Genomic DNA, 18,802 nt, shown 5'->3' with positions numbered 1-18,802 from the left:
GCGCTGATGAGCAGACCCCTGAACCTGCATTCCGAACTGGTGCCGATCACCTATGCCGAGGCCCTGCTGCAGCTGGCCGGCGAGTTCGGTGTCGCGCGTGAGCGCCTGCTCGGCGCCGCCGGTTTGCGTGCGGAGCTGCTGCTCAACCCCACGGGCCGGCTGTCCCTGGCCGACTTCCACCAGCTGGCCGGCGCCGCCTTGCTGTTGTGCGATGAGCCGGCCTTGGGCCTGCTGCTGGGCCTGCGCCTGAATGCCTCGGCCCACGGCATTCTCGGCTATGCCCTGCTGTCCAGCGCCAACCTCGGGCGCGCCGTGCAGTTCGCGCTCAGGTACTACCGGGTGCTGGGTCTGACCTTCGAGCTGGAGCTGGTGGACAACCCGGACTCGCTGGAGCTGCGCGCCAGCGAGTCGATTCCTCTGGGCGTGCTCGGTCGCTTCGCCGCCGAGGGCCTGTTCGGCAGCCTGTATGGCATCGCCCAGTTCCTCCTCGGCGAGCGCCCGCAGGGGGTGGAGATCGGCTTCGCCTATCCCGCGCCCGAGCATGCCGCGCGCTACGACGAGGCCTTCGGCGTGCCTGCCCAGTTCGATCAGCCCTGGCACTGGTTCCGCCTGCCGCGCCACTACCTGGACCGCCCCATGGCCCTGGCCAACCCGGCCACCATGCAGATGTGCGAGCAGCAGTGCGAGGCGTTGCTGGCCACCCTGGACGTGCAGGAGGGGCTGCTCAGTCGCCTGCGCCGTCTGCTGCTGGCCCGTCCCGGCGACTTTCCCAATCTCGACAGCGCCGCCAGTGCCCTGCACACCAGCGGGCGCAGCCTGCGCCGGCACTTGTCAGCCGCCGGCACCAGCTACCAGCAGGTGCTCGACGAGGTGCGCAAGCGCCTGGCCCTGCAGTACCTGGAGACCACCCACCTGCCGCTGTTCGAGATTGCCCTGCTGCTGGGCTTCAACGATCCGTCCAACTTCCGCCGGGCCTTCCGCAAATGGACGGGGAGGGCGCCGAAGGATTATCGTGCGCGGCCCGTGCCAGCCGAGGAGAGCTCCAGATGACCGCCGCCCCGCCACCCAGCCTGATCCGTGAAACCTTCCCGGCCGGCCCGCTGCAGTGCAACTGCACCATCATCGGCGACCCGGTGAGCAAGAAGGCCATTGTGGTCGACCCGGGCGGTAATCCCGACCTGATCATGGCGCGTCTGGAGGCCCATGGCCTCAAGGTGGTCAGCATCATCCACACCCATGCGCATCTGGATCACTTCCTCGCCTCCGGGCAGATGAAGGAGAAGACCGGCGCCAGCCTGCACCTGCACAAGGAAGACCAGTTCCTCTGGGACAACCTGGAAATGCAGTGCCAGATGTTCGGCGTGCCCTATACCCCGGTGCCGGCGCCGGACCAGTGGCTGGCCGACGACGAGGAGCTGGCCTGCGGCTGCGGTGTGGCCCTGCACACGCCGGGGCACACGCCGGGCTCCACCAGCTTCTGGTTCCCCGAAGCCAAGCTGCTGATCGCCGGCGACACCCTGTTCCGCCGCGGCATCGGCCGCACCGATCTGTGGGGCGGCGACTACGCCACCATCGAGCGCTCGATCAAGCGCCTCTACACTCTGGATGAGGACGCCACCGTGGTCACCGGCCACGGTCCGGATACCCGTCTGGGTGACGAGATGCGCGAGAATCCGTTCATTCGCGCCTGACCGGGAATCTTTGTCTGCCGCTTCGCTCTAACCCGTTGTCGGCCCTTTCGACCGTCAACCGCCGTTCCAGGAGTACTCCCATGTCTACCCCCTCACGCCTGACTCTCGCCGCCCTGCTGTTGGCGCTGCTGACTGGCTGTGCCTCGCAGAATCCCTATGAAAATCAGCCCCAGCAGAGCTCCGGGGGCATGAGCAAGACCGCCAAGTACGGCGGCCTGGGCGCGCTGGCCGGCGCCGTGGCCGGTGCCGCGATCAACCACGACAACCGTGGCAAGGGCGCGCTGATCGGCGCCGCGGTGGCCGGCGCGGCCGGTGCCGGCTACGGCTACTACGCGGACAAGCAGGAAGAAGAACTGCGCCGCAGCATGGAGGGTACTGGCGTCGAGGTGCAGCGTCAGGGCGACACCATCCAGCTGATCATGCCCGGCAACATCACCTTCGCCACCGACTCGGCGGACATCGCCAGCAGCTTCTACAGCCCGCTGAACAACCTGGCCACGTCCTTCCGCCAGTACAACCAGAACAGCATCGAGATCGTCGGCCACACCGACAGCACCGGCAACCATGCCTACAACATGAGCCTGTCGCAGCGCCGTGCGCAGAGCGTGGCCAATTACCTGATGGCCCAGGGCGTGGACGCCTCGCGCCTGAGCACCCGTGGTGCCGGCCCGGATCAGCCTATTGCCAGCAACGCCTCGGCCGACGGCCGCGCACAGAACCGCCGCGTCGAAGTCACCCTGCGTCCGTTGCCCGGCGCCCAGTACTGATAACGCCGTACAGAAAGGCCCCGCGAGGGGCCTTTTGCGTTTCTGCTGATGGCTAAATGCAGTCCGTCGTGCTGGTCTACCTAGGTAAATTCCTGACTACACTCTCAGCAGATAGCGCGCTAAGCCGCGTTCGAGTCGGCCTGCCTCAGGTGAGCGAGGCGTGTCGGGCTGGATCAGGAGACTTCATGGACGGCACCGCTCCCATCTTCCACTCCCGCAAACCCTGGATTCCCCTGCTGATCAGCCTGGTTCTGCTGATCGGTCTCGGCGCCCTGGTGTTCTGGCAATGGCGCACCCTCGAACAGAGCAATCGTCAGGCCCAGGAGCAGCGTTTCGCCCTGGCGGTGGACGGCGTCGAGCTGAGCGTGCGCGAGCGCATGCGCGCCTACGAAATGGTGCTGCGCGGCATGGCCGGGCTGATGGCCGGTAGCGACCAGGTCTCCAACGAGGAATGGCAGCGCGCCGCCGACCAGTTGCAATTGCAGGAGCAGTACCCGGGCATACAGGCCCTGTCCTGGAACCGTTACCTGCGCCAGGGCGAACTTCAGTCCTTCATCGATACGGAGCGTGCTAGCGGGCGTGGCGATTTCCAGGCCTACCCATCGGGGGAGCGAGAGGCTTACCTGGTGGTTACCTTCATCAACCCTCTGGACTGGCGCAACCGTCGCGCGCTGGGCTTCGACATGTACAGCGAGGCGACGCGCCGCGCCGCCATCGAGCGCGCTCGCGACAGCGGCGAGGCCGTACTCACCGGGCCGTTGCGCCTGCGCCAGGAAACCGAGAAGGACGCGCAGACCGGCATGCTGCTGTACCTGCCGGTGTTCCGCCCCAATGCCCCGCTGAGCACCACTGACGAGCGCCGCGAAGCGCTGCATGGCATGGTTGCCGGCACCTTCCGTCTGGCCGACCTGATGCACGGCATCCTCGGTAGTGGCGGCAGCCAATTCGAGATAAAGCTGCTCGATCTGGCCGATCCCGCCCAGCCGCTGCTCAGCAGGAGCGGCATGCAATCTCACAATCCGCGCTTCCGTGCGCAGCGCACACTGAGCATCTATGGCCGGGAGTGGCAACTCGACGTGGGTAGCACTGCAGCCTACGAGGCTGCTCTGGGTGACGGAGACCTGCCGATCAGCCTGGGCACCGGCCTGCTGGCTGCGCTGTTGCTGTCGCTGCTGGTCGGCGGCTTCCTGTTCCTGCGCGACCGCGCTCTGGGCGACAGCGAGCGGCAGCGCCAGCAGTTGCGCGAGAGCGAAGGGCGCTTCCGCCTGGTGGTCGAGGCCTCGCCCAATGCCATCGTGCTGGTCGACGGCAGCGGCAAGGTGGTCATGGTCAACCGCCAGGTCGAGTTGATGTTCGGCTACGAGCGTGACGAACTGCTGGGCCAGCCGGTTGAGCGCCTGCTGCCGGAACAACTGCGCCAAGGCCACCCGGCCATGCGCCAGGCCTACCAGAAGGCCCCCGAGCAACGGCGCATGGGCGGCAACCGCGAGCTGTTCGGCCAGCACCGCGATGGTCGCCTGATTCCCCTGGAGGTCGGCCTGGCGCCGATCCGCGTCGGCGAGGAGATGCTGGTGCAGGCGGTGATCATCGACATCAGCGAGCGCAAGTCCGCCGAAGAGCGCTTCCGCCTGGTGGTAGAGGCCTCGCCCAACGCCATCGTGCTGGTCGACGGCAAGGGCCGGCTGAGCATGGTCAACCGCCAGACCGAGCAGATGTTCGGCTACGAGCGCGCCGAGATGCTCGGTCAGCCGGTAGAGATGCTCCTGCCGGAAGCCGCCCGTGCCCAGCACCCGAGCCTGCGCGACGGCTTTATCAAAGACCCGTCGCCGCGGCGCATGGGCGGTAACCGCGAGTTGTTCGGCCAGCACCGCGATGGCCGCCTGATTCCCCTGGAAGTCGGCCTGTCGCCGATCCGCGCCGACGGCGAGCGCCTGGTGCAGGCGGTGATCATCGACATCAGCGAACGCAAGGCCGCCGAGCAGCGCCTGCGCGAGCAGGCCGAGCAGCTGGCATTGGCCAACCGCTACAAGTCGGAGTTCCTCGCCAACATGTCCCACGAGCTGCGCACGCCGCTCAACAGCATCCTGATCCTCAGCGAGCAGCTGCGCCACAACGTGGCCGGCAATCTGACCGAGAAGCAGGTCAAGCATGCGGATATCGTCTACAAGGCCGGCAACGACCTGCTGCAGCTGATCAACGACGTGCTCGACCTGGCCAAGATCGAGGCCGGACGCGTGCAGCTCAAGCTCGAACCGCTGAACATCCACGACCTGCTGGTGGAGCTGGATTCCAGCCTGCGACCGATGGCCGAGATCAAGGGGCTGCGCCTGCTCACCCACCTGGAACCGGGCGTGGCGCGGATGATCCACAGCGACCGTGGGCGCCTGCAGCAGATCCTGCGCAACCTGCTGTCCAACGCCCTCAAGTTCACCGAACACGGCGAGGTGGAGCTGAGCATCGGCCTCTCGCCGGTGTCCCTCGACGACGAGCGCGAGACCCTGCAGTTCGTCGTGCGCGACAGCGGCATCGGCATCGACCCGGCGCAGCACGAGCGCATCTTCCAGGCCTTCCAGCAGATCGACGGCTCCACCAGTCGCCGTTTCGGCGGTACCGGCCTGGGGCTGGCCATCACCCGCCAGCTGGTGGAGGTGCTGGGTGGGCAGATCAGCCTGGAGAGCACGCCGGGGCAGGGCTCGCGCTTTATCGTGCGGCTGCCGGTGGTGGCGCTGAATCCGCAGGCGAAGGAGGACGAATCGCTCAGTGCCACGCCGCAGCGCAGCGGCAGCGGGCCGGCGGTGCTGATCGTCGAGGACGACCCCAACTTCGCCGCGGTGATCGCCGAGGAGGCCCAGGCCCACGGCTTCTCCAGCGTGCATTGCCGCAACGGCAAACAGGCCATCGGTCTGTTGCAGAGCGAGCGTTTCGTCGCGGTGATCCTCGACATCCTGCTGCCGGACATCAGCGGCTGGCAGATCTACCGACGCCTGCGCGGCCTGATGCAGTACCGCGACGTGCCGGTGCACATCGTCTCCTGTGTACCGCAGCCGCAGGACTGGCACGGCGACGGCACGCGCTACCTGGTCAAGCCGGTGGCGCGTCAGGACCTGGAGCGGGTGTTCGAGGATATCGTCGTGCTCAGCGCGCCGAGCCGCGACCTGCTGCTGGTGGAAGACGTGGAGGTGGAGCGCGAGCATTACCGCGAGCACCTGGTTCAGATGGGCTTCCGGGTCACCGCCGTGGCCAGCGCCGAGCAGGCGCGCCAGGCCTACGCGGCACAGTCGTTCGACGCCCTGGTGATCGACCTCGATCTGCCCGATCAGGATGGCTTCGACCTGCTCGAGACGCTGCAGCGCGAACGCGCCCTGCGGGACACCCAGGTGGTGATCAATACCGGCGTGGACATCACCCGTCAGGACCTGCAGCGCCTGCGCCGCTACTCGGCAGTGGTGGTGCGCAAGAGCGGTGACGACCTCCGCCCGCTCGGTGCCGCGCTGCAGGGCTTCCTCTCCACCGTGCGCGAGCCCCCGGCCGATGGCTCGCAGCTGGCCGGCAAGCGCGTGCTGCTGGTGGACGACGACATCCGCAACATCTACGCGATGACCGCCCTGCTCGACGAGCTGGGCCTGGCGGTGGTGCCGGCCAAGGATGGCGAAGAGGCCCTGGTGGCGTTCGATCGCGAGCCCTTCGACCTGGTGCTGATGGACATGGCCATGCCCAACATGGACGGCTACACCGCCACCCGTATCCTGAAAGATGAACGTGGCTGCGGCATCCCGGTCATAGCCCTCACGGCACATGCCATGAAGGGCGACCGCGAGAAGTGCATCACCGCGGGCTGCGACGACTATCTGGCCAAGCCGGTGGCGCGTCAGGAACTGCTGGAAATGCTCCATCGCTGGCTGGCGGCATCGGCGCAGTCGCGACGCCAGGCGCGGGGCTGAGGAGATGAAAGGGATGCCGAAGAGAGGAGGGCTGCATGGCGCAGTTGCAACTTGAGGCGTTAGCGGAGCAGCAGATTCTGCTGGTGGTCGACGACCGCGAGGAGAATCTGGTGGCCATGGAGGCGCTGCTCGGCGATGAGGGTTGGAACGTGCGCACCGTCGATTCCGGCGAGGCGGCGTTGCGCTGCATGATGGACGAGGATGTCGGCCTGGTCCTGCTCGACGTGCAGATGCCGAAGATGGATGGCTTCGAGGTGGCCCGCCTGATGCGCGGCAGCCCGCATACCCGGCATACACCGATCATCTTCCTCTCCGCCATCGCCCATACCGAAGAGTCTGTTCTGCAGGGCTACGCCATCGGGGCGGTGGACTTCATCCTCAAGCCCTTCGATCCCAAGGTGCTCAAGCACAAGATCGGTACCCTGCTGGAGCAGGAGCGCCATCGCCACGAGCTGCTACAGCTGACCCAGCAGCTGGACCGCGAGCGCGCCTTCAACGCCTCGGTGCTGGACAACGCCTCCGAAGGCATCCTAGTGATCGACAAGGATGGCTTCATCCGCTTCGCCAATCCGGCCATGGCGCAGATGCTTCAGGGCGAGGTGGCCGATCTGCAGGGCAGTGCGCTGCTGTCTTACCTCAAGGCGCCGGAGATGCCCGGCGAATGGAAGGACAGCGAGTTCTACCAGCACTGGCGCTCCGGCCAGACCTATCGCATCCATGACGCGGTGCTCGGCACCCTGACCGGCGGTTATCTGCCGGCCGCGCTGTCCTGCTCGCCATTGCCGCAGTACCAGAACTCCATGGTGCTGATCGCCCTGGACATGTCGGTGGTGCGCAACCTGCATGCCCAGCTCGAATCCCAGGCGGTCACCGACGCGCTGACCGGCCTGTACAACCGCCGTGGCTTCCACCAGGCGCTGGATAGTGCGCTGTCGCGCGTCGACCGCAGCGGCAAGCGCATGGCCGTGCTGTACCTGGATCTGGACGGTTTCAAGCGCATCAACGATTCCCTCGGCCACGACGCCGGCGACCAGATACTGCGCAAGGTCGCCGAACAGCTGAAGACCTGCCTGCGCCCGTACGACATCGTGGCGCGCATGGGCGGCGACGAGTTCACCGCACTGCTGGATACCCTCGACCATCCCGAGGACGCGGCGCGGGTGGCGGAGAAGCTGATCGAGCTGATCTCGGTGCGCCACCAACTGGACGGTGTGGAGGTCACCCTGGGCGCCAGCATCGGCATCGCCTGTTTCCCCGAATGCGGGCAGAACGTGGACGGCCTGCTGCGCTCGGCCGACATGGCCATGTACGAGGCCAAGCGCGCCGGCCGCCAGCAGTACCGCTTCTTCTCGCCGGAAATGAACGGCCGCGCCCGCTCGCGGCTGATGCTCGAGGAGAGCCTGCGCACGGCCATCGAGCAGGACGACTTCGTGCTGGTCTACCAGCCGCAGATCGACCTGGCCAGCGGTTGCCTGCGTGGCTTCGAGGCACTGCTGCGCTGGGAGCACCGGGTCGCCGGGACCATCTCGCCGGGGGTGTTCATTCCGCTGCTGGAGGAGACCCGCCTGATCAACCGCCTGGGCGACTGGATCTTCAACCAGGGCATTCGCCAGTGCCGGGCCTGGCGTGCCCAGTTCGGAGAAAAGCTGCTGCTCAGCCTCAACGTCAGCCCCGTGCAGTTCGGCATGCCGCAACTGGTGGACGATCTGCGGCGGATGCTGGAGTTGCACCAGCTCAAACCGTCACAGCTGGAAGTGGAGGTCACCGAGAGCGCGCTGATGCAGGACCTGGACACCACCCGCGAGCAGCTGCGCCAGCTGCGCGAGCTGGGGGTGCGCATCGCCATCGACGACTTCGGCACCGGCTATTCGTCGCTGGCCTACCTGCGGCATTTCGAGCTGGACACCCTGAAGATAGACCGCCTGTTCGTCGCCAACATGCTCGATTCGCCCAAGGACGCGGCGATCGTCAGCACCATCATCGACCTGGGGCACCACCTGGGCCTGGAGGTGGTCGCCGAAGGCGTGGAAACCCTGGAGCAGCGCGACTGGCTGATCGCCCACCGTTGCACTACCATGCAGGGCTTCCTGGTGGCGCCGGGACTGCCCGTGGAGCGCGCCGGCGCATTCCCGCCGCGCCTGGACTGGGCCAACTGGCGGCCCGACGAGCCGCCGCTGGTGGTGCGCTGAGCTTCAGTTGCGGCCGGGGAACTGCTGGTGCAGCTCACCCAGCTGCGCGTCCTTGGCCTGCCACAGCTGATTGACCCACTGCTGGAACTGCAGGCGGTATTCCTCGTCCTGGTCGTAGTTGCGACCGATGAACTCGGTGGGAATGGCCAGCTTGTCGAAGCGCACCACCACCTGGTCCAGGCGGCCGCAGAGCAGGTCCCAGAAGCCCGGGTTGCCGGACGGGTAGTGGATGGTGACGTTGACGATGGCGTCCAGCTGCTCGCCCATGGCATCCAGCACGAAGGCGATGCCGCCGGCCTTGGGCTTGAGCAGGTACTTGAAGGGCGATTGTTGCTGGGCGTGCTTCTGCGGGGTCAGGCGGGTGCCTTCGAGGAAGTTGAACACCGACACCGGGTTGCTCTTGTAGCGGGCGCAGGCCTTGCGGGTGGTGGCCAGATCCTGGCCGCGCTTCTCCGGGTACTTGGCCAGGTATTCCTTGCTGTAGCGCTTCATGAACGGGAACTCGAGCGCCCACCAGCACAAGCCGATCACCGGCACCCAGATCAGCTCCTGCTTGAGGAAGAACTTCAGCAGCGGCATGCGCCGGTTGAGCAGGTACTGCAGCACCAGGATGTCCACCCAGCTCTGGTGGTTGCTGGTGACCAGGTAGGAGTGGCGCATGTCCATGCCGGCGATGCCCTCGACATCCCAGCGGGTGTCGCGCACCAGGTTCATCCAGAACTTGTTGACGCTGATCCAGAACTCGGCGATGCCGTGCATCACGAAGCGGAGGCCGCGCTGGATCGGCGGGATCGGCAGCAGCAGCTTGAGCAGCGCCACGGCGAACAGCGGCCAGCAGCAGATCAGGGTGTTGAGGGCCAACAGCAGCGCGCTGATGACACCGCGCAGAGGGGCGGGCAGGAAATGCAGCATGGGCTCGAAAGGCTCCTGGTCAGGGGGCTTTCTGTGTGCGCCCCGATGCGGTCGAGATACCTGCAGCACTCCTTGCGGCAAGTCGGTCCGGCGCCAAGGTTAACGCTTGTACACTGAACGGCAAGTGCTGCGGCTGACCTGTTGGTCAGCCCGGCGTTGTCGGCCAGCTGCGACGGGCGGGCGGATTCTAGCGCAGCATCAATGGGGCGGGTGAGCCCGCGTCGGCTCACCCGCCCCACGAAGCGCCTTAGCCTTCGCGTACCGCCTGGATCGCGGTGAGGGCGATGGTGTAGACGATGTCGTCCACCAGGGCGCCGCGCGACAGGTCGTTCACCGGCTTGCGCAGGCCCTGCAGCATGGGGCCGACGCTGACGCAGTCGGCGCTGCGCTGCACGGCCTTGTAGGTGGTGTTGCCGGTGTTCAGGTCGGGGAACACGAACACCGTGGCGCGGCCGGCCACCGGGCTGTCCGGCGCCTTCTGCCGGCCGACGCTGGCGATGGCGGCGGCGTCGTATTGCAGGGGGCCATCGATCAGCAGGGCGGGGTTGATTTCACGGGCCAGGCGGGTGGCGTCGCGCACCTTCTCCACTTCGGCGCCACTGCCGGAGTCGCCGGTGGAATAGCTGATCATCGCCACCCGCGCCGGCACGCCGAAGGCCTCGGCCGAGGCGGCGCTCTGCAGGGCGATCTCGGCCAGCTCGGCGGCGTTGGGGTCGGGGTTCACCGCGCAGTCGCCATACACCAGCACCTGGTCCGGCAGCAGCATGAAGAACACCGAGGACACCAGGTTGTAGCCGGGCGCCGTCTTGATCAGCTGCAGGGCGGGGCGGATGGTGTTGGCGGTGGTGTGGATGGCGCCGGAGACCAGGCCGTCGACCTCGTCCAGGGCCAGCATCATGGTACCCAGCACCACGCTGTCCTCCAGCTGGGCCAGGGCCATGGGAGCGTTGAGGCCCTTGCCTTTGCGCAGCTCGACCATGGGCTGCACGTAGCGCTCGCGGATCAAGTCCGGGTCGAGGATTTCCAGGCCCTCGGGCAGCTCGATGCCCTGGGCCTTGGCCACGTTGTGCACGTCTTCCGGCTTGGCCAGCAGCACGCAACGGGCGATGCCGCGGGCCTGGCAGATGGCGGCTGCCTGCACGGTGCGCGGCTCGCTGCCTTCCGGCAGGACGATGCGCTTGTTCGCCGCCTGGGCGCGGCGCACCAGCTGGTAGCGGAACGCCGGTGGCGACAGGCGCAGCTCGCGCGGGGTGCCGCAGCGCTGCTTGAGCCAGTCGTGATCGATGTGCCCGGCGACGAACTCGGTGACCTTCTCCGCACGTTCGCGGTCGTCCACCGGGATTTCCTTGTTCATGCGGTTGAGGTTGGTCGCCGTGTCGTAGGACCCGGTGCTCACGCTCATCACCGGCAGGCCGCCCTGCAGGGCGCCCTGGCACAGCTCGAGGATGCGCGGGTCCGGCGGGAAGTCGCTGCACAGCATCAGGCCGGCCAGTGGCACGCCGTTCATCGAGGCCAGGCTGGCGGCGAGGATGATATCGTCGCGGTCGCCGGGAGTGACCACCAGCACGCCGGGCTTGAGCAACTGCACCGTGTTGGGCACGGCGCGGGCGCACAGCACGATCTTCTGTACGCGGCGCTGCTCGTAGTCGCCGGCGTTGAGGATCTGCGCGCCGAGCAGTTCGGCCACGTCGCGGGTGCGTGGGGCGTTCAGTTCGTCTTGCCAGGGAATGCAGCCGAGCAGGTGGAAGTCGCCGCCGCGCAGCAGCGGCGAGAGCTGACCGAGCTGCTCGGTGAAGGCCTCCAGGCCTTGCGGGTGGCGCACCTTGTTGAGGATCACGCCGATCACTTTCGGGTCCTTCGGCCCGCCGAACAGCTGGGCCTGGATCTCGATGCGGTCGGACAGCTCGGTGAGGTTCTCCGGTTCCTCGCCCTCCGGCGCCGAGACCAGGATGATCTCGGCGTCCAGGCTCTTGGCCAGGTGCACGTTGACCCGCGCGGCGTAGCTGGCGTGGCGGGTCGGCACCATACCCTCGACGATCAGCACGTCCATGCCCTGGGCGGCCTGCTGATGCAGGCTGACAATCTCCTCCAGCAGCTCGTCCAAGTGGCCATCGCCGAGCATGCGCTCGACCTGCGCCAGCGGCAGCGACTTGGGTGGCAGCAGGCCGTGGGTGCGCGCGATCAGTTCGCTGGAGCGTTCCGGGCCGGCGTCGCCGGGGTGTGGCTGGGCGATCGGCTTGAAGAAGCCGACCTTCAGCCCGGCACGCTGCAGGGCGCGAACCAGGCCGAGGCTGATGGAGGTGAGGCCGACACCGAAACCGGTGGGGGCGATGAAGAAGGTATGCATGGGCGTTCCTTGGTGCGTACCGCTCACCGTCAGGCGGTGAGCAGGGCCAGGGTGTCGAGGGCGATCTGCCGTTCCTCGTTGGTCGGCACCACCAGCACCCGTGGGTGGCCGTGGGCCTGGATGGCGCCAGCGACGCCGCGGATGCAGCGGGCGTTGGCTTCCTTGTCGAGGGCGAGATTCAACAGTTTCAGGTGGGCCACCGTCTTGCTGCGGATCAACGGCGAGTTCTCGCCGATGCCGCCGGTGAAGATCAGCCCGTCCAGCTGGGGCAGGGCGCAGCTCATGGCGGCCAGCGACTTGGCCAGGCGGTAGCAGAACACCTCGATGGCCAGGGTGGCGCCGGGGTGGCCCTGCTCGCGGGCCTGCTCGAGCGTGCGCATGTCGTTGGACAGGGCGGACAGGCCGAGCAGGCCGCTGTCCTTGTTCAACATGTTGTCGATCTGCTCCAGGCTCCAGCCCAGGGTACGGGACAGGTGGCCGTGCAGGTTGGGGTCGATGTCACCGCTGCGGGTGCCCATCACCAGGCCTTCCAGCGGGGTCAGGCCCATGCTGGTATCGCGGCTCTTGCCGTCGACGATGGCGCAGGTGGAACAACCGTTGCCCAGGTGAGCGGACAGCCAGCTGCTGTCGCCGCTGGACAGCCCGGCCATCTCCGCGGCGCGGCGACTGACGAAGCGGTGGCTGGTGCCGTGGAAGCCATAGCGGCGCACGCCGTGCTCTCGGTACAGATGCTCCGGCACGGCGTAGCGGTAGGCGTGCTCGGGCAGGCTCTGGTGGAAGGCGGTGTCGAACACCGCGACCTGGGTGAGGTTGGGGAACAGCTTGAGCGCCGCCTCGATGCCCAGCAGGTTGGCCGGGTTGTGCAGCGGCGCCAGCGGCGCGGTGGCGCGGATCGCCTGCAGGCTATGGGGATCGATGCGGCAGGCGGCGGTGAACTGCTCGCCACCATGCACCACCCGGTGGCCGATGCCGTGCAGCTTGCCGCCGGCGGCGCCCTGGACCAGTGGCAGCAACTGATGCAGCGCGGTGCGGTGGTCGCCGCCCGGCAGCATCAGGCTGTCCTTCTCGCCGCCGCGCTGCCAGTGCAGCATCGCCTCCGGGCTGCCCAGGCGCTCGGCCAGGCCGCTGAGGGTGAATTGCGAGTGGGCCTCGTTGACCAGGGCGAATTTGATCGACGAGCTGCCGCAGTTGATGACCAGAATATTGCGTGCCGGCATGACTATTCCCTATTCGATTGTGCGCACCAGCCACAGGCGAAGGGCTGACCCAGATGACGCTGGCGCTGCACGGGGTCGATGACCCAGGCCCGATTCTGCCACGGCGGCTGATGCCGCAGATGCTGCGTATGGCCGCAGGACAGGTCGGCCACCCAGTGGCCGTCCTCGTCCTGGTGAAAGCCCAGCAGCAGGATGGCTGGGACGTCCCGTCCGTCAGGCGCGCGGTCGCTTTCGGCCGGTATGGCGGGTAAACTTGCCTCCTTTCCAATCTCTAGCAAAAGGTTTCCCCTCCATGCTGATCGCCGCCAACAAGGCTGTCTCCATCGACTATACCCTGACCAACGATGCCGGTGAGGTGATTGACAGCTCCGCCGGCGGCGCCCCGCTGGTGTATCTGCAGGGTGCGGGCAACATCATCGTCGGCCTGGAAAAGGCCCTCGAGGGCAAGCAGGTCGGTGACGAGCTGAGCGTGGCCATCGAGCCGGCCGAAGCCTACGGCGAATACAGCGCCGAACTGGTCGCCACCCTGAACCGCAGCATGTTCGAAGGCGTCGACGAACTGGAAGTGGGCATGCAGTTCCACGCCTCCGGTCCGGACGGCGGCATGCAGATCGTCACCGTGCGTGACATCGACGGCGACGACGTGGTCGTCGACGGCAACCACCCGCTGGCCGGCCAGCGCCTGAACTTCCAGGTCAAGGTGGTCAACGTGCGCGAAGCCAGCGCCGAAGAAGTCGCCCATGGTCACATCCATGGCGAAGGCGGCCACCATCACTGATCTGTGATCGGGCCCAGCAATACGACTTATGGTCGTTCCCAGCCAGGCCCCGGCTGCTAAGCTGAGTTAACCGAAAAGGCGCCCACGGGCGCCTTTTTTGTCCCTGCGCATGCTCAAGGAGTCAGCCATGAGTGCCTTTCACGATCTCAATCTGCGCGCGCTGGATGGCCAGGATCTGCCACTGGCGCCGTACAAGGGCCAGCTGGTGCTGGTGGTCAATGTCGCCTCCAAGTGCGGCCTGACTCCGCAGTACGCCGGCCTCGAAGCGCTGCATCAGCAATACCACGACCGCGGCTTCACCGTGCTGGGCCTGCCGTGCAACCAGTTCGCCGGCCAGGAGCCTGGCAGCGAAGACGAGATCCGCGAGTTCTGCAGCCTCAACTACGGGGTGACCTTCCCGCTGGGCAGCAAGCTGGAGGTCAACGGCCCCGGCCGCCATCCGCTGTACCGCCTGCTGGCGGGCGAGGGCGCCGAGTTCCCCGGCGACATCACCTGGAACTTCGAGAAGTTCCTGGTCGGCCGCGACGGCCGCGTGCTGGCGCGCTTCTCGCCGCGCACCACGCCGGACGATCCGGCGCTGATCCAGGCCATCGAGAAAGCCCTAGGCTGATTGCGCCATTCATCCGGCCGATCTCTCCCGGCCGTCTTGCCCTCTCGGCACCCCGATTGCCTAATCGGGGCATCTGCCGAGGAGGCCCGCGATGACCAGTTTCTCCCCTGACGATCTCAGCCCGACTGCCTCGCCTGAGGCATTGCGCGCGCTGATCGAGAGCCGTCGCTCGGTGCGCCGCTTCCTGCCCGAGGCGGTGCCGGACGAGGTGATCCGCGATTGCCTGGAACTGGCCGTGCTCGCGCCCAACTCCTGCAATCTGCAGCCGTGGAGCTTTCAGGTGGTGCGCGATCCGGCGCTGTTGGCGCGCCTGCACCCGGTGTGCATGAGCCAGAACGCGGCCAGGGCGCCGCTGCTGATTGCCGTGCTGGCCCGGCCGGATACCTGGAAGCAGGCCTGCGCCAACATGGTGGAGTACTGGCCGGAGCCCGAGGTGCCGCTGCGCGTTCGCAGCTTCTACGCCAAGACCGCGCCGTTCCAGTACAACCAGGGGCCGCTGGGCCTGCTTGGCCTGGTCAAGCGCCAGCTGGTGCGCCTGGCCGCGCTGCGCAAGCCGCTGATGCGCAAGCCCAACAGCCGCGCCGACATGCGCATCTGGGCGGTCAAATCCACGGCCCTGGCGGCGGAGAACCTGATGCTGGCCTTCCAGAGCCACGGCTACGCCAGCTGCCCGATGGAAGGCTTCGACGAGGTGCGCCTGCGCCGGGTGCTGGATATCCCGCGCCAGGCCATCCCGATCATGCTCCTGGCCGTCGGGCGCCAGGGCGAGAGGGGCGTGTACAACCCGCGCCTGCGCTTTCCCCTGGAGCAGCATGTCACCTGGCTGTAGCCGTCCGGTTTCTGGCCCTTAATCACTGAGATCAATAGTGCTGGGCGAGGCGAGACGACCGGTCATATGCTCGCCGCCATGAACAACACAGTCCGACTCGACAAGCGCGACCTGATCCTGGCCAAGGGCTCGGAGGTGATGACGCGCCGTGGCTACCACGGCACCGGCGTGATGGAGATCGTCCAGGCCGCCGGCATCCCCAAGGGCAGCTTCTATCACTACTTCGCCAGCAAGGAAGACTTCGCCCTGCAGGCGCTGGAGTTCGTCTACGGACCACGCCTGACGCGCTACACCGAGGCGCTGAGCAACCCGGCGCTGAGCCCGCGGGCACGCATCATCGGCTATTACAGCGAGCTGCTGGCGCACTTCAGCCGCCAGGAGCAACCCGAGTACCACTGCTTCATCGGCAGCCTTAGCTTCGAGATGAGCGAAGTGCTGCCGGCCATCGGCGCCGAGGTCGAGCGCATCCAGCAGGCCTCGGTGGAGATCCTGCAGGGTTGCCTGGAGCAGGCCAAGGCCGCCGGCGAGCTGGCCGCCTGTGAGGATTGCGAGAACCTGGCGACCTTTATCGCCAACGCCTGGCAGGGCGTGCTGGCGCGCCTCAAGGTCGGCCGCAGCCTGCAGCCGCTGGAAGCCTTCATTCACCGTCTGGAGCTGCTGCTGCGACCCTGACTGTTTTTTTGCCCATTGACGAGACGACCGGTCAGCTGGCCGGCACCAAGGAGTACCCATGACCGCTAAAGCCCTGTTCGAGCCCTTCCGCCTGGGCAACCTGGAACTGCCGACCCGCGTGGTCATGGCGCCGATGACCCGCTCCTTCTCCCCGGGCGGCGTGCCCAATGCCAAGGTGGTCGAGTACTACCGTCGCCGCGCCGCCGCCGGCGTCGGCCTGATCGTCACCGAGGGCACCACCGTCGGTCACAAGGCCTCCAACGGTTACCCGCACGTGCCGCGCTTCTACGGTGAAGACGCCCTGGCCGGCTGGAAGCAAGTGGTCGATGCGGTGCACGCCGAAGGCGGCAAGATCGTTCCGCAGCTGTGGCACGTGGGTAACGTGCGCAAGGCCGGCACCGAGCCGGACGCCAGCGTGCCGGGCTACGGCCCGAGCGAGAAGGTCAAGGAAGGCAACGTGGTGGTCCACGGCATGACCAAGCAGGACATCGCCGAAGTCATCGCCGCCTTCGCCCAGGCCGCCCTGGACGCCAAGACCATCGGCATGGACGGCGTGGAAATCCACGGCGCCCACGGCTACCTGATCGACCAGTTCTTCTGGGAAGGCAGCAACAAGCGCACCGACGAATACGGTGGCGACCTGGCCCAGCGTTCGCGCTTCGCCATCGAGCTGATCCAGGCCGTGCGCGCCGCCGTCGGTCCGGACTTCCCGATCATCTTCCGCTTCTCCCAGTGGAAGCAGCAGGACTACACCGCGCGCCTGGTACAGAGCGCCGAGGAGCTGGGCGCCTTCCTCAAGCCGCTGGCCGATGCCGGCGTGGACATCTTCCACTGCTCGACCCGCCGTTTCTGGGAGCCGGAGTTCGAAGGCTCCGACCTCAACCTGGCCGGCTGGACCCGTCAGCTGACCGGCAAGCCGACCATCACCGTGGGCAGCGTCGGCCTGGACGGCGAGTTCCTGCAGTTCATGGTCAACACCGACAAGGTGGCCGAGCCGGCCAGCCTGGAGAAGCTGCTGGAGCGCCTGAACAAGCAGGAGTTCGACCTGGTGGCCGTGGGCCGCGCCCTGCTGGTCGACCCGGACTGGGCGGTGAAGGTGCGCGATGGCCGCGAAGGCGACATCCTGCCGTTCAGCCGCGAGGCCCTGAAGCAGCTGGTCTGATCATTCGCTTTACCCCGGCGCGTCGTTGACGCGCCCCTCCAAGCCCCGGCACACCGGGGCTTTTTTTATGCCTGGCGGGCCTGCAGCAGGTGTTCCTCGAACTGCTCGACGATGGCTGGCCAGCCCTGTTTGCCGGCGTGCTGGCGAGCGTTCAGGCGTACCCGGCGAAATATCTCGCCGTCCTCCAGCAACCAGCGCGCGGCCTCGATGAAGGCCTGTTCGTCGCCCGGGATGGCGAGGGCGCCGTTGTGCCCGTGGCGGATGTGCTGGGCCGCCGCGGCCTGGTCGAAGGCGACCACCGCCAGGCCCGAGGCCAGGGCTTCGAGCACCACATTGCCGAAGGTCTCGGACAGGCTGGGGAAGAGGAACAGGTCGCCGCTGGCATAGTGCGCGGCCAGCGCCTCGCCACGCTGCACGCCGCAGAACAGGGCGTCCGGCAGTTGTTCCTGCAGCGGCGCACGCAGCGGGCCGTCGCCCACCAGCACCAGGCGCAGGCGCCGTTGCGGCAGGCCGCGCTGCAGTGCGCGGAAGGCGCGGACCAGCAGCTGCAGGTTCTTCTCCGCGGCCAGGCGGCCGACATGGACCACCGCGATCTCGTCCTCGGCCATGCCCCACTCGGCGCGCAGCTCGCTCGAACGGCGCGCCGGATGGAACAGCTGGCCGTCGACGCCGCGCGCCAGCAGCTCCAGGCGCTCGAAACCACGGCGCTGCAGCTCCAGGCGCTGGCTGGGGCTGGGCACCAGGGTCAGCCGCGAGCGGTTGTGGAACCAGCGCAGGTAGCCGGTCAGCAGGCGGGTGAGCAGGCCGAAGCCGTAGAGGTCGCTGTACTGCTGGAAGTTGGTGTGGAAGCCGCTGACCACCGGGATGCCCAGGCGCCGCGCCGCGCGCAAGGCGGACAGGCCGAGCGGGCCCTCGGTGGCGATATACAGCACGTCCGGGCGATTGCGCTTCCAGCGCCGCAGCAGCTTGTGCAGCGAGGCGTGACCCCACTGCAGGCCGGCATAGCCGGGCAGTGGCCAGCCGCGGGTCAGCAGCAGTTCCTCGTCGCTGCGGTTCGGCTCGTCGGCCTGACGCGGGCGCACCAGCTGCAAGCGATGGCCACGCTCACGCAGGCCCTGGCACAGGCGGCCAAGGGTATTGGCCACGCCGTTGACTTCGGGTGGGTAGGTCTCGCTGACCAGGGCGATATGCAGGCTTGTGACATTCATGGCACCAGTCTGGAAGGGCGCCGTGTCGCGTTCGTGACGCTGGCGTGACCGAATCGTGACTGGAGGCTCAGCCTGGGGTCTGTTGCAGGGGGGGCGCCGGCTGGGGGATCAGCGGTGCAGCAGGTCGGAGCGGTAGCGGGTCGGGCTGGAGTCGCCGCCGTCTCTCGCCAGCTCGTAATCGAAGCAGATATCGCTCACCAGCTGGCTGATCTGGTCGTCATCGCCCAGGTTACCGATATCGATGCCCACCACGGTGAGCTCCACATTGTCGGAACCTTCGGCCAGGATCTGGATCGTCATAAAGCGGCCATCGGGAATGCTGCACACACAGCGAAGCGGGAGGAAGGCGTTCTCCACGTTCCTGCAGAGCTCCACATTGGTCAGCGACTGTCCCATCTCTTGGCCCCCCTGGCGTTGGTACAGCGTGGTGTAGAAGCCTGACCATAGCAGTTGGGTATCTGCAGCGCTGCCCCTTTCAT

The 18,802-nt window shown here is 67.2% G+C and carries 16 protein-coding genes; 10 read left to right on the top strand and 6 right to left on the bottom strand.

The genetic code is table 11. The features are described 5' to 3' along the window. The first annotated feature begins 6 nt into the window (after positions 1–6). The 5 genes from OH686_RS06185 (at position 7) to OH686_RS06165 (ending at position 8,588) form a co-directional block, all read left to right on the top strand. Positions 7–1,050 carry an AraC family transcriptional regulator gene (locus OH686_RS06185; protein ID WP_289536881.1) on the top strand — a complete coding sequence of 348 codons (1,044 nt, stop codon included), beginning with the start codon at positions 7–9 and terminating at the stop codon, positions 1,048–1,050. Then, positions 1,047–1,691: an MBL fold metallo-hydrolase gene (locus tag OH686_RS06180; RefSeq protein ID WP_289536879.1), complete on the top strand. Its 645-nt coding sequence runs from the start codon at positions 1,047–1,049 to the stop codon at positions 1,689–1,691. The genes OH686_RS06185 and OH686_RS06180 overlap by 4 nt, the downstream gene beginning before the upstream one ends. A gap of 80 nt (positions 1,692–1,771) precedes the next feature. Further along, entirely contained in the window at positions 1,772–2,458 is a 687-nt protein-coding gene (locus OH686_RS06175) for a YiaD family glycine zipper/OmpA-like lipoprotein (RefSeq protein ID WP_137974360.1), read from the top strand. Positions 2,459–2,643: 185 nt separating this feature from the next. Beyond that, positions 2,644–6,399, top strand: a complete 3,756-nt coding sequence (locus OH686_RS06170; protein WP_289536876.1) for a CHASE domain-containing hybrid sensor histidine kinase/response regulator family protein — start codon at positions 2,644–2,646, stop codon at positions 6,397–6,399. Between the two features lie 35 nt (positions 6,400–6,434). After that, complete coding sequence (locus OH686_RS06165) at positions 6,435–8,588, top strand: putative bifunctional diguanylate cyclase/phosphodiesterase (RefSeq protein WP_289536874.1); 2,154 nt, start codon at positions 6,435–6,437, stop codon at positions 8,586–8,588. A 3-nt stretch (positions 8,589–8,591) separates the two neighbouring features. Here OH686_RS06165 and yihG read toward each other — a convergent pair whose 3' ends face one another. The 4 genes from yihG to OH686_RS06145 form a co-directional block, all read right to left on the bottom strand. After that, on the bottom strand, positions 8,592–9,500 hold the full coding sequence (gene yihG / locus OH686_RS06160; RefSeq protein ID WP_289536872.1) for a 1-acylglycerol-3-phosphate O-acyltransferase, YihG family: 909 nt from the start codon (positions 9,498–9,500) through the stop codon (positions 8,592–8,594). Between the two features lie 247 nt (positions 9,501–9,747). Then, positions 9,748–11,847, bottom strand: coding sequence for a phosphate acetyltransferase (gene pta, locus OH686_RS06155; RefSeq protein ID WP_289536870.1), 2,100 nt, complete (start codon positions 11,845–11,847; stop codon positions 9,748–9,750). A gap of 29 nt (positions 11,848–11,876) precedes the next feature. Next, positions 11,877–13,064: an acetate kinase gene (locus OH686_RS06150; protein ID WP_289536869.1), complete on the bottom strand. Its 1,188-nt coding sequence runs from the start codon at positions 13,062–13,064 to the stop codon at positions 11,877–11,879. A 2-nt stretch (positions 13,065–13,066) separates the two neighbouring features. Next, the gene (locus OH686_RS06145; protein WP_354005289.1) at positions 13,067–13,306 is read right to left on the bottom strand and encodes a DUF3565 domain-containing protein; all 240 of its coding nucleotides are present in this window, start codon (positions 13,304–13,306) and stop codon (positions 13,067–13,069) included. Positions 13,307–13,356: 50 nt separating this feature from the next. Here OH686_RS06145 and OH686_RS06140 point away from each other — a divergent pair, with 50 nt between their 5' ends. The 5 genes from OH686_RS06140 to OH686_RS06120 all read left to right on the top strand — a co-directional run bounded on the left by OH686_RS06140 (position 13,357) and on the right by OH686_RS06120 (position 17,115). Continuing rightward, a complete protein-coding gene (locus tag OH686_RS06140; protein WP_192396806.1) occupies positions 13,357–13,842 on the top strand; it encodes an FKBP-type peptidyl-prolyl cis-trans isomerase in 486 nt (161 codons plus the stop codon). 127 nt (positions 13,843–13,969) lie between these two features. Then, positions 13,970–14,452, top strand: coding sequence for a glutathione peroxidase (locus OH686_RS06135; RefSeq protein ID WP_289536868.1), 483 nt, complete (start codon positions 13,970–13,972; stop codon positions 14,450–14,452). Between the two features lie 91 nt (positions 14,453–14,543). Next, positions 14,544–15,281: a nitroreductase family protein gene (locus tag OH686_RS06130; protein ID WP_289536866.1), complete on the top strand. Its 738-nt coding sequence runs from the start codon at positions 14,544–14,546 to the stop codon at positions 15,279–15,281. A 78-nt stretch (positions 15,282–15,359) separates the two neighbouring features. After that, positions 15,360–15,953 (top strand): TetR/AcrR family transcriptional regulator, encoded by a 594-nt coding sequence (locus OH686_RS06125; RefSeq protein WP_502942775.1) that lies wholly within the window; start codon positions 15,360–15,362, stop codon positions 15,951–15,953. Positions 15,954–16,011: 58 nt separating this feature from the next. Further along, positions 16,012–17,115, top strand: a complete 1,104-nt coding sequence (locus OH686_RS06120; RefSeq protein ID WP_289536863.1) for an NADH:flavin oxidoreductase — start codon at positions 16,012–16,014, stop codon at positions 17,113–17,115. Positions 17,116–17,180: 65 nt separating this feature from the next. Here the strand turns inward: OH686_RS06120 and OH686_RS06115 are convergent, their stop codons facing one another. Both OH686_RS06115 and OH686_RS06110 read right to left on the bottom strand, forming a co-directional pair. After that, positions 17,181–18,323, bottom strand: a complete 1,143-nt coding sequence (locus OH686_RS06115) for a glycosyltransferase family 4 protein (protein WP_289536861.1) — start codon at positions 18,321–18,323, stop codon at positions 17,181–17,183. Between the two features lie 108 nt (positions 18,324–18,431). Then, positions 18,432–18,719 (bottom strand): DUF1652 domain-containing protein, encoded by a 288-nt coding sequence (locus OH686_RS06110; RefSeq protein WP_289536859.1) that lies wholly within the window; start codon positions 18,717–18,719, stop codon positions 18,432–18,434. Positions 18,720–18,802: the final 83 nt, after the last annotated feature.

It is taken from the genome of Pseudomonas sp. SO81, assembly GCF_030374125.1.
Classification (GTDB): domain Bacteria; phylum Pseudomonadota; class Gammaproteobacteria; order Pseudomonadales; family Pseudomonadaceae; genus Aquipseudomonas.
Note: the sequence above shows the minus strand (reverse complement) of the source record. Positions and strands in the feature narration are given on the sequence as shown.

What these genes read in the sequence shown, in the direction of transcription:
- OH686_RS06120 (WP_289536863.1), top strand. Translation starts at nt 16,012, where the DNA reads ATGACCGCTAAAGCCCTGTTCGAGCCCTTCCGCCTGGGCAACCTGGAA.
- OH686_RS06130 (WP_289536866.1), top strand. Translation starts at nt 14,544, where the DNA reads ATGACCAGTTTCTCCCCTGACGATCTCAGCCCGACTGCCTCGCCTGAG.
- yihG (WP_289536872.1), bottom strand. Translation starts at nt 9,500, where the DNA reads ATGCTGCATTTCCTGCCCGCCCCTCTGCGCGGTGTCATCAGCGCGCTG.
- OH686_RS06110 (WP_289536859.1), bottom strand. Translation starts at nt 18,719, where the DNA reads ATGGGACAGTCGCTGACCAATGTGGAGCTCTGCAGGAACGTGGAGAAC.
- OH686_RS06185 (WP_289536881.1), top strand. Translation starts at nt 7, where the DNA reads ATGAGCAGACCCCTGAACCTGCATTCCGAACTGGTGCCGATCACCTAT.
- OH686_RS06115 (WP_289536861.1), bottom strand. Translation starts at nt 18,323, where the DNA reads ATGAATGTCACAAGCCTGCATATCGCCCTGGTCAGCGAGACCTACCCA.
- OH686_RS06140 (WP_192396806.1), top strand. Translation starts at nt 13,357, where the DNA reads ATGCTGATCGCCGCCAACAAGGCTGTCTCCATCGACTATACCCTGACC.
- OH686_RS06150 (WP_289536869.1), bottom strand. Translation starts at nt 13,064, where the DNA reads ATGCCGGCACGCAATATTCTGGTCATCAACTGCGGCAGCTCGTCGATC.
- OH686_RS06180 (WP_289536879.1), top strand. Translation starts at nt 1,047, where the DNA reads ATGACCGCCGCCCCGCCACCCAGCCTGATCCGTGAAACCTTCCCGGCC.
- OH686_RS06165 (WP_289536874.1), top strand. Translation starts at nt 6,435, where the DNA reads ATGGCGCAGTTGCAACTTGAGGCGTTAGCGGAGCAGCAGATTCTGCTG.
- OH686_RS06125 (WP_502942775.1), top strand. Translation starts at nt 15,360, where the DNA reads ATGAACAACACAGTCCGACTCGACAAGCGCGACCTGATCCTGGCCAAG.
- pta (WP_289536870.1), bottom strand. Translation starts at nt 11,847, where the DNA reads ATGCATACCTTCTTCATCGCCCCCACCGGTTTCGGTGTCGGCCTCACC.
- OH686_RS06170 (WP_289536876.1), top strand. Translation starts at nt 2,644, where the DNA reads ATGGACGGCACCGCTCCCATCTTCCACTCCCGCAAACCCTGGATTCCC.
- OH686_RS06135 (WP_289536868.1), top strand. Translation starts at nt 13,970, where the DNA reads ATGAGTGCCTTTCACGATCTCAATCTGCGCGCGCTGGATGGCCAGGAT.
- OH686_RS06175 (WP_137974360.1), top strand. Translation starts at nt 1,772, where the DNA reads ATGTCTACCCCCTCACGCCTGACTCTCGCCGCCCTGCTGTTGGCGCTG.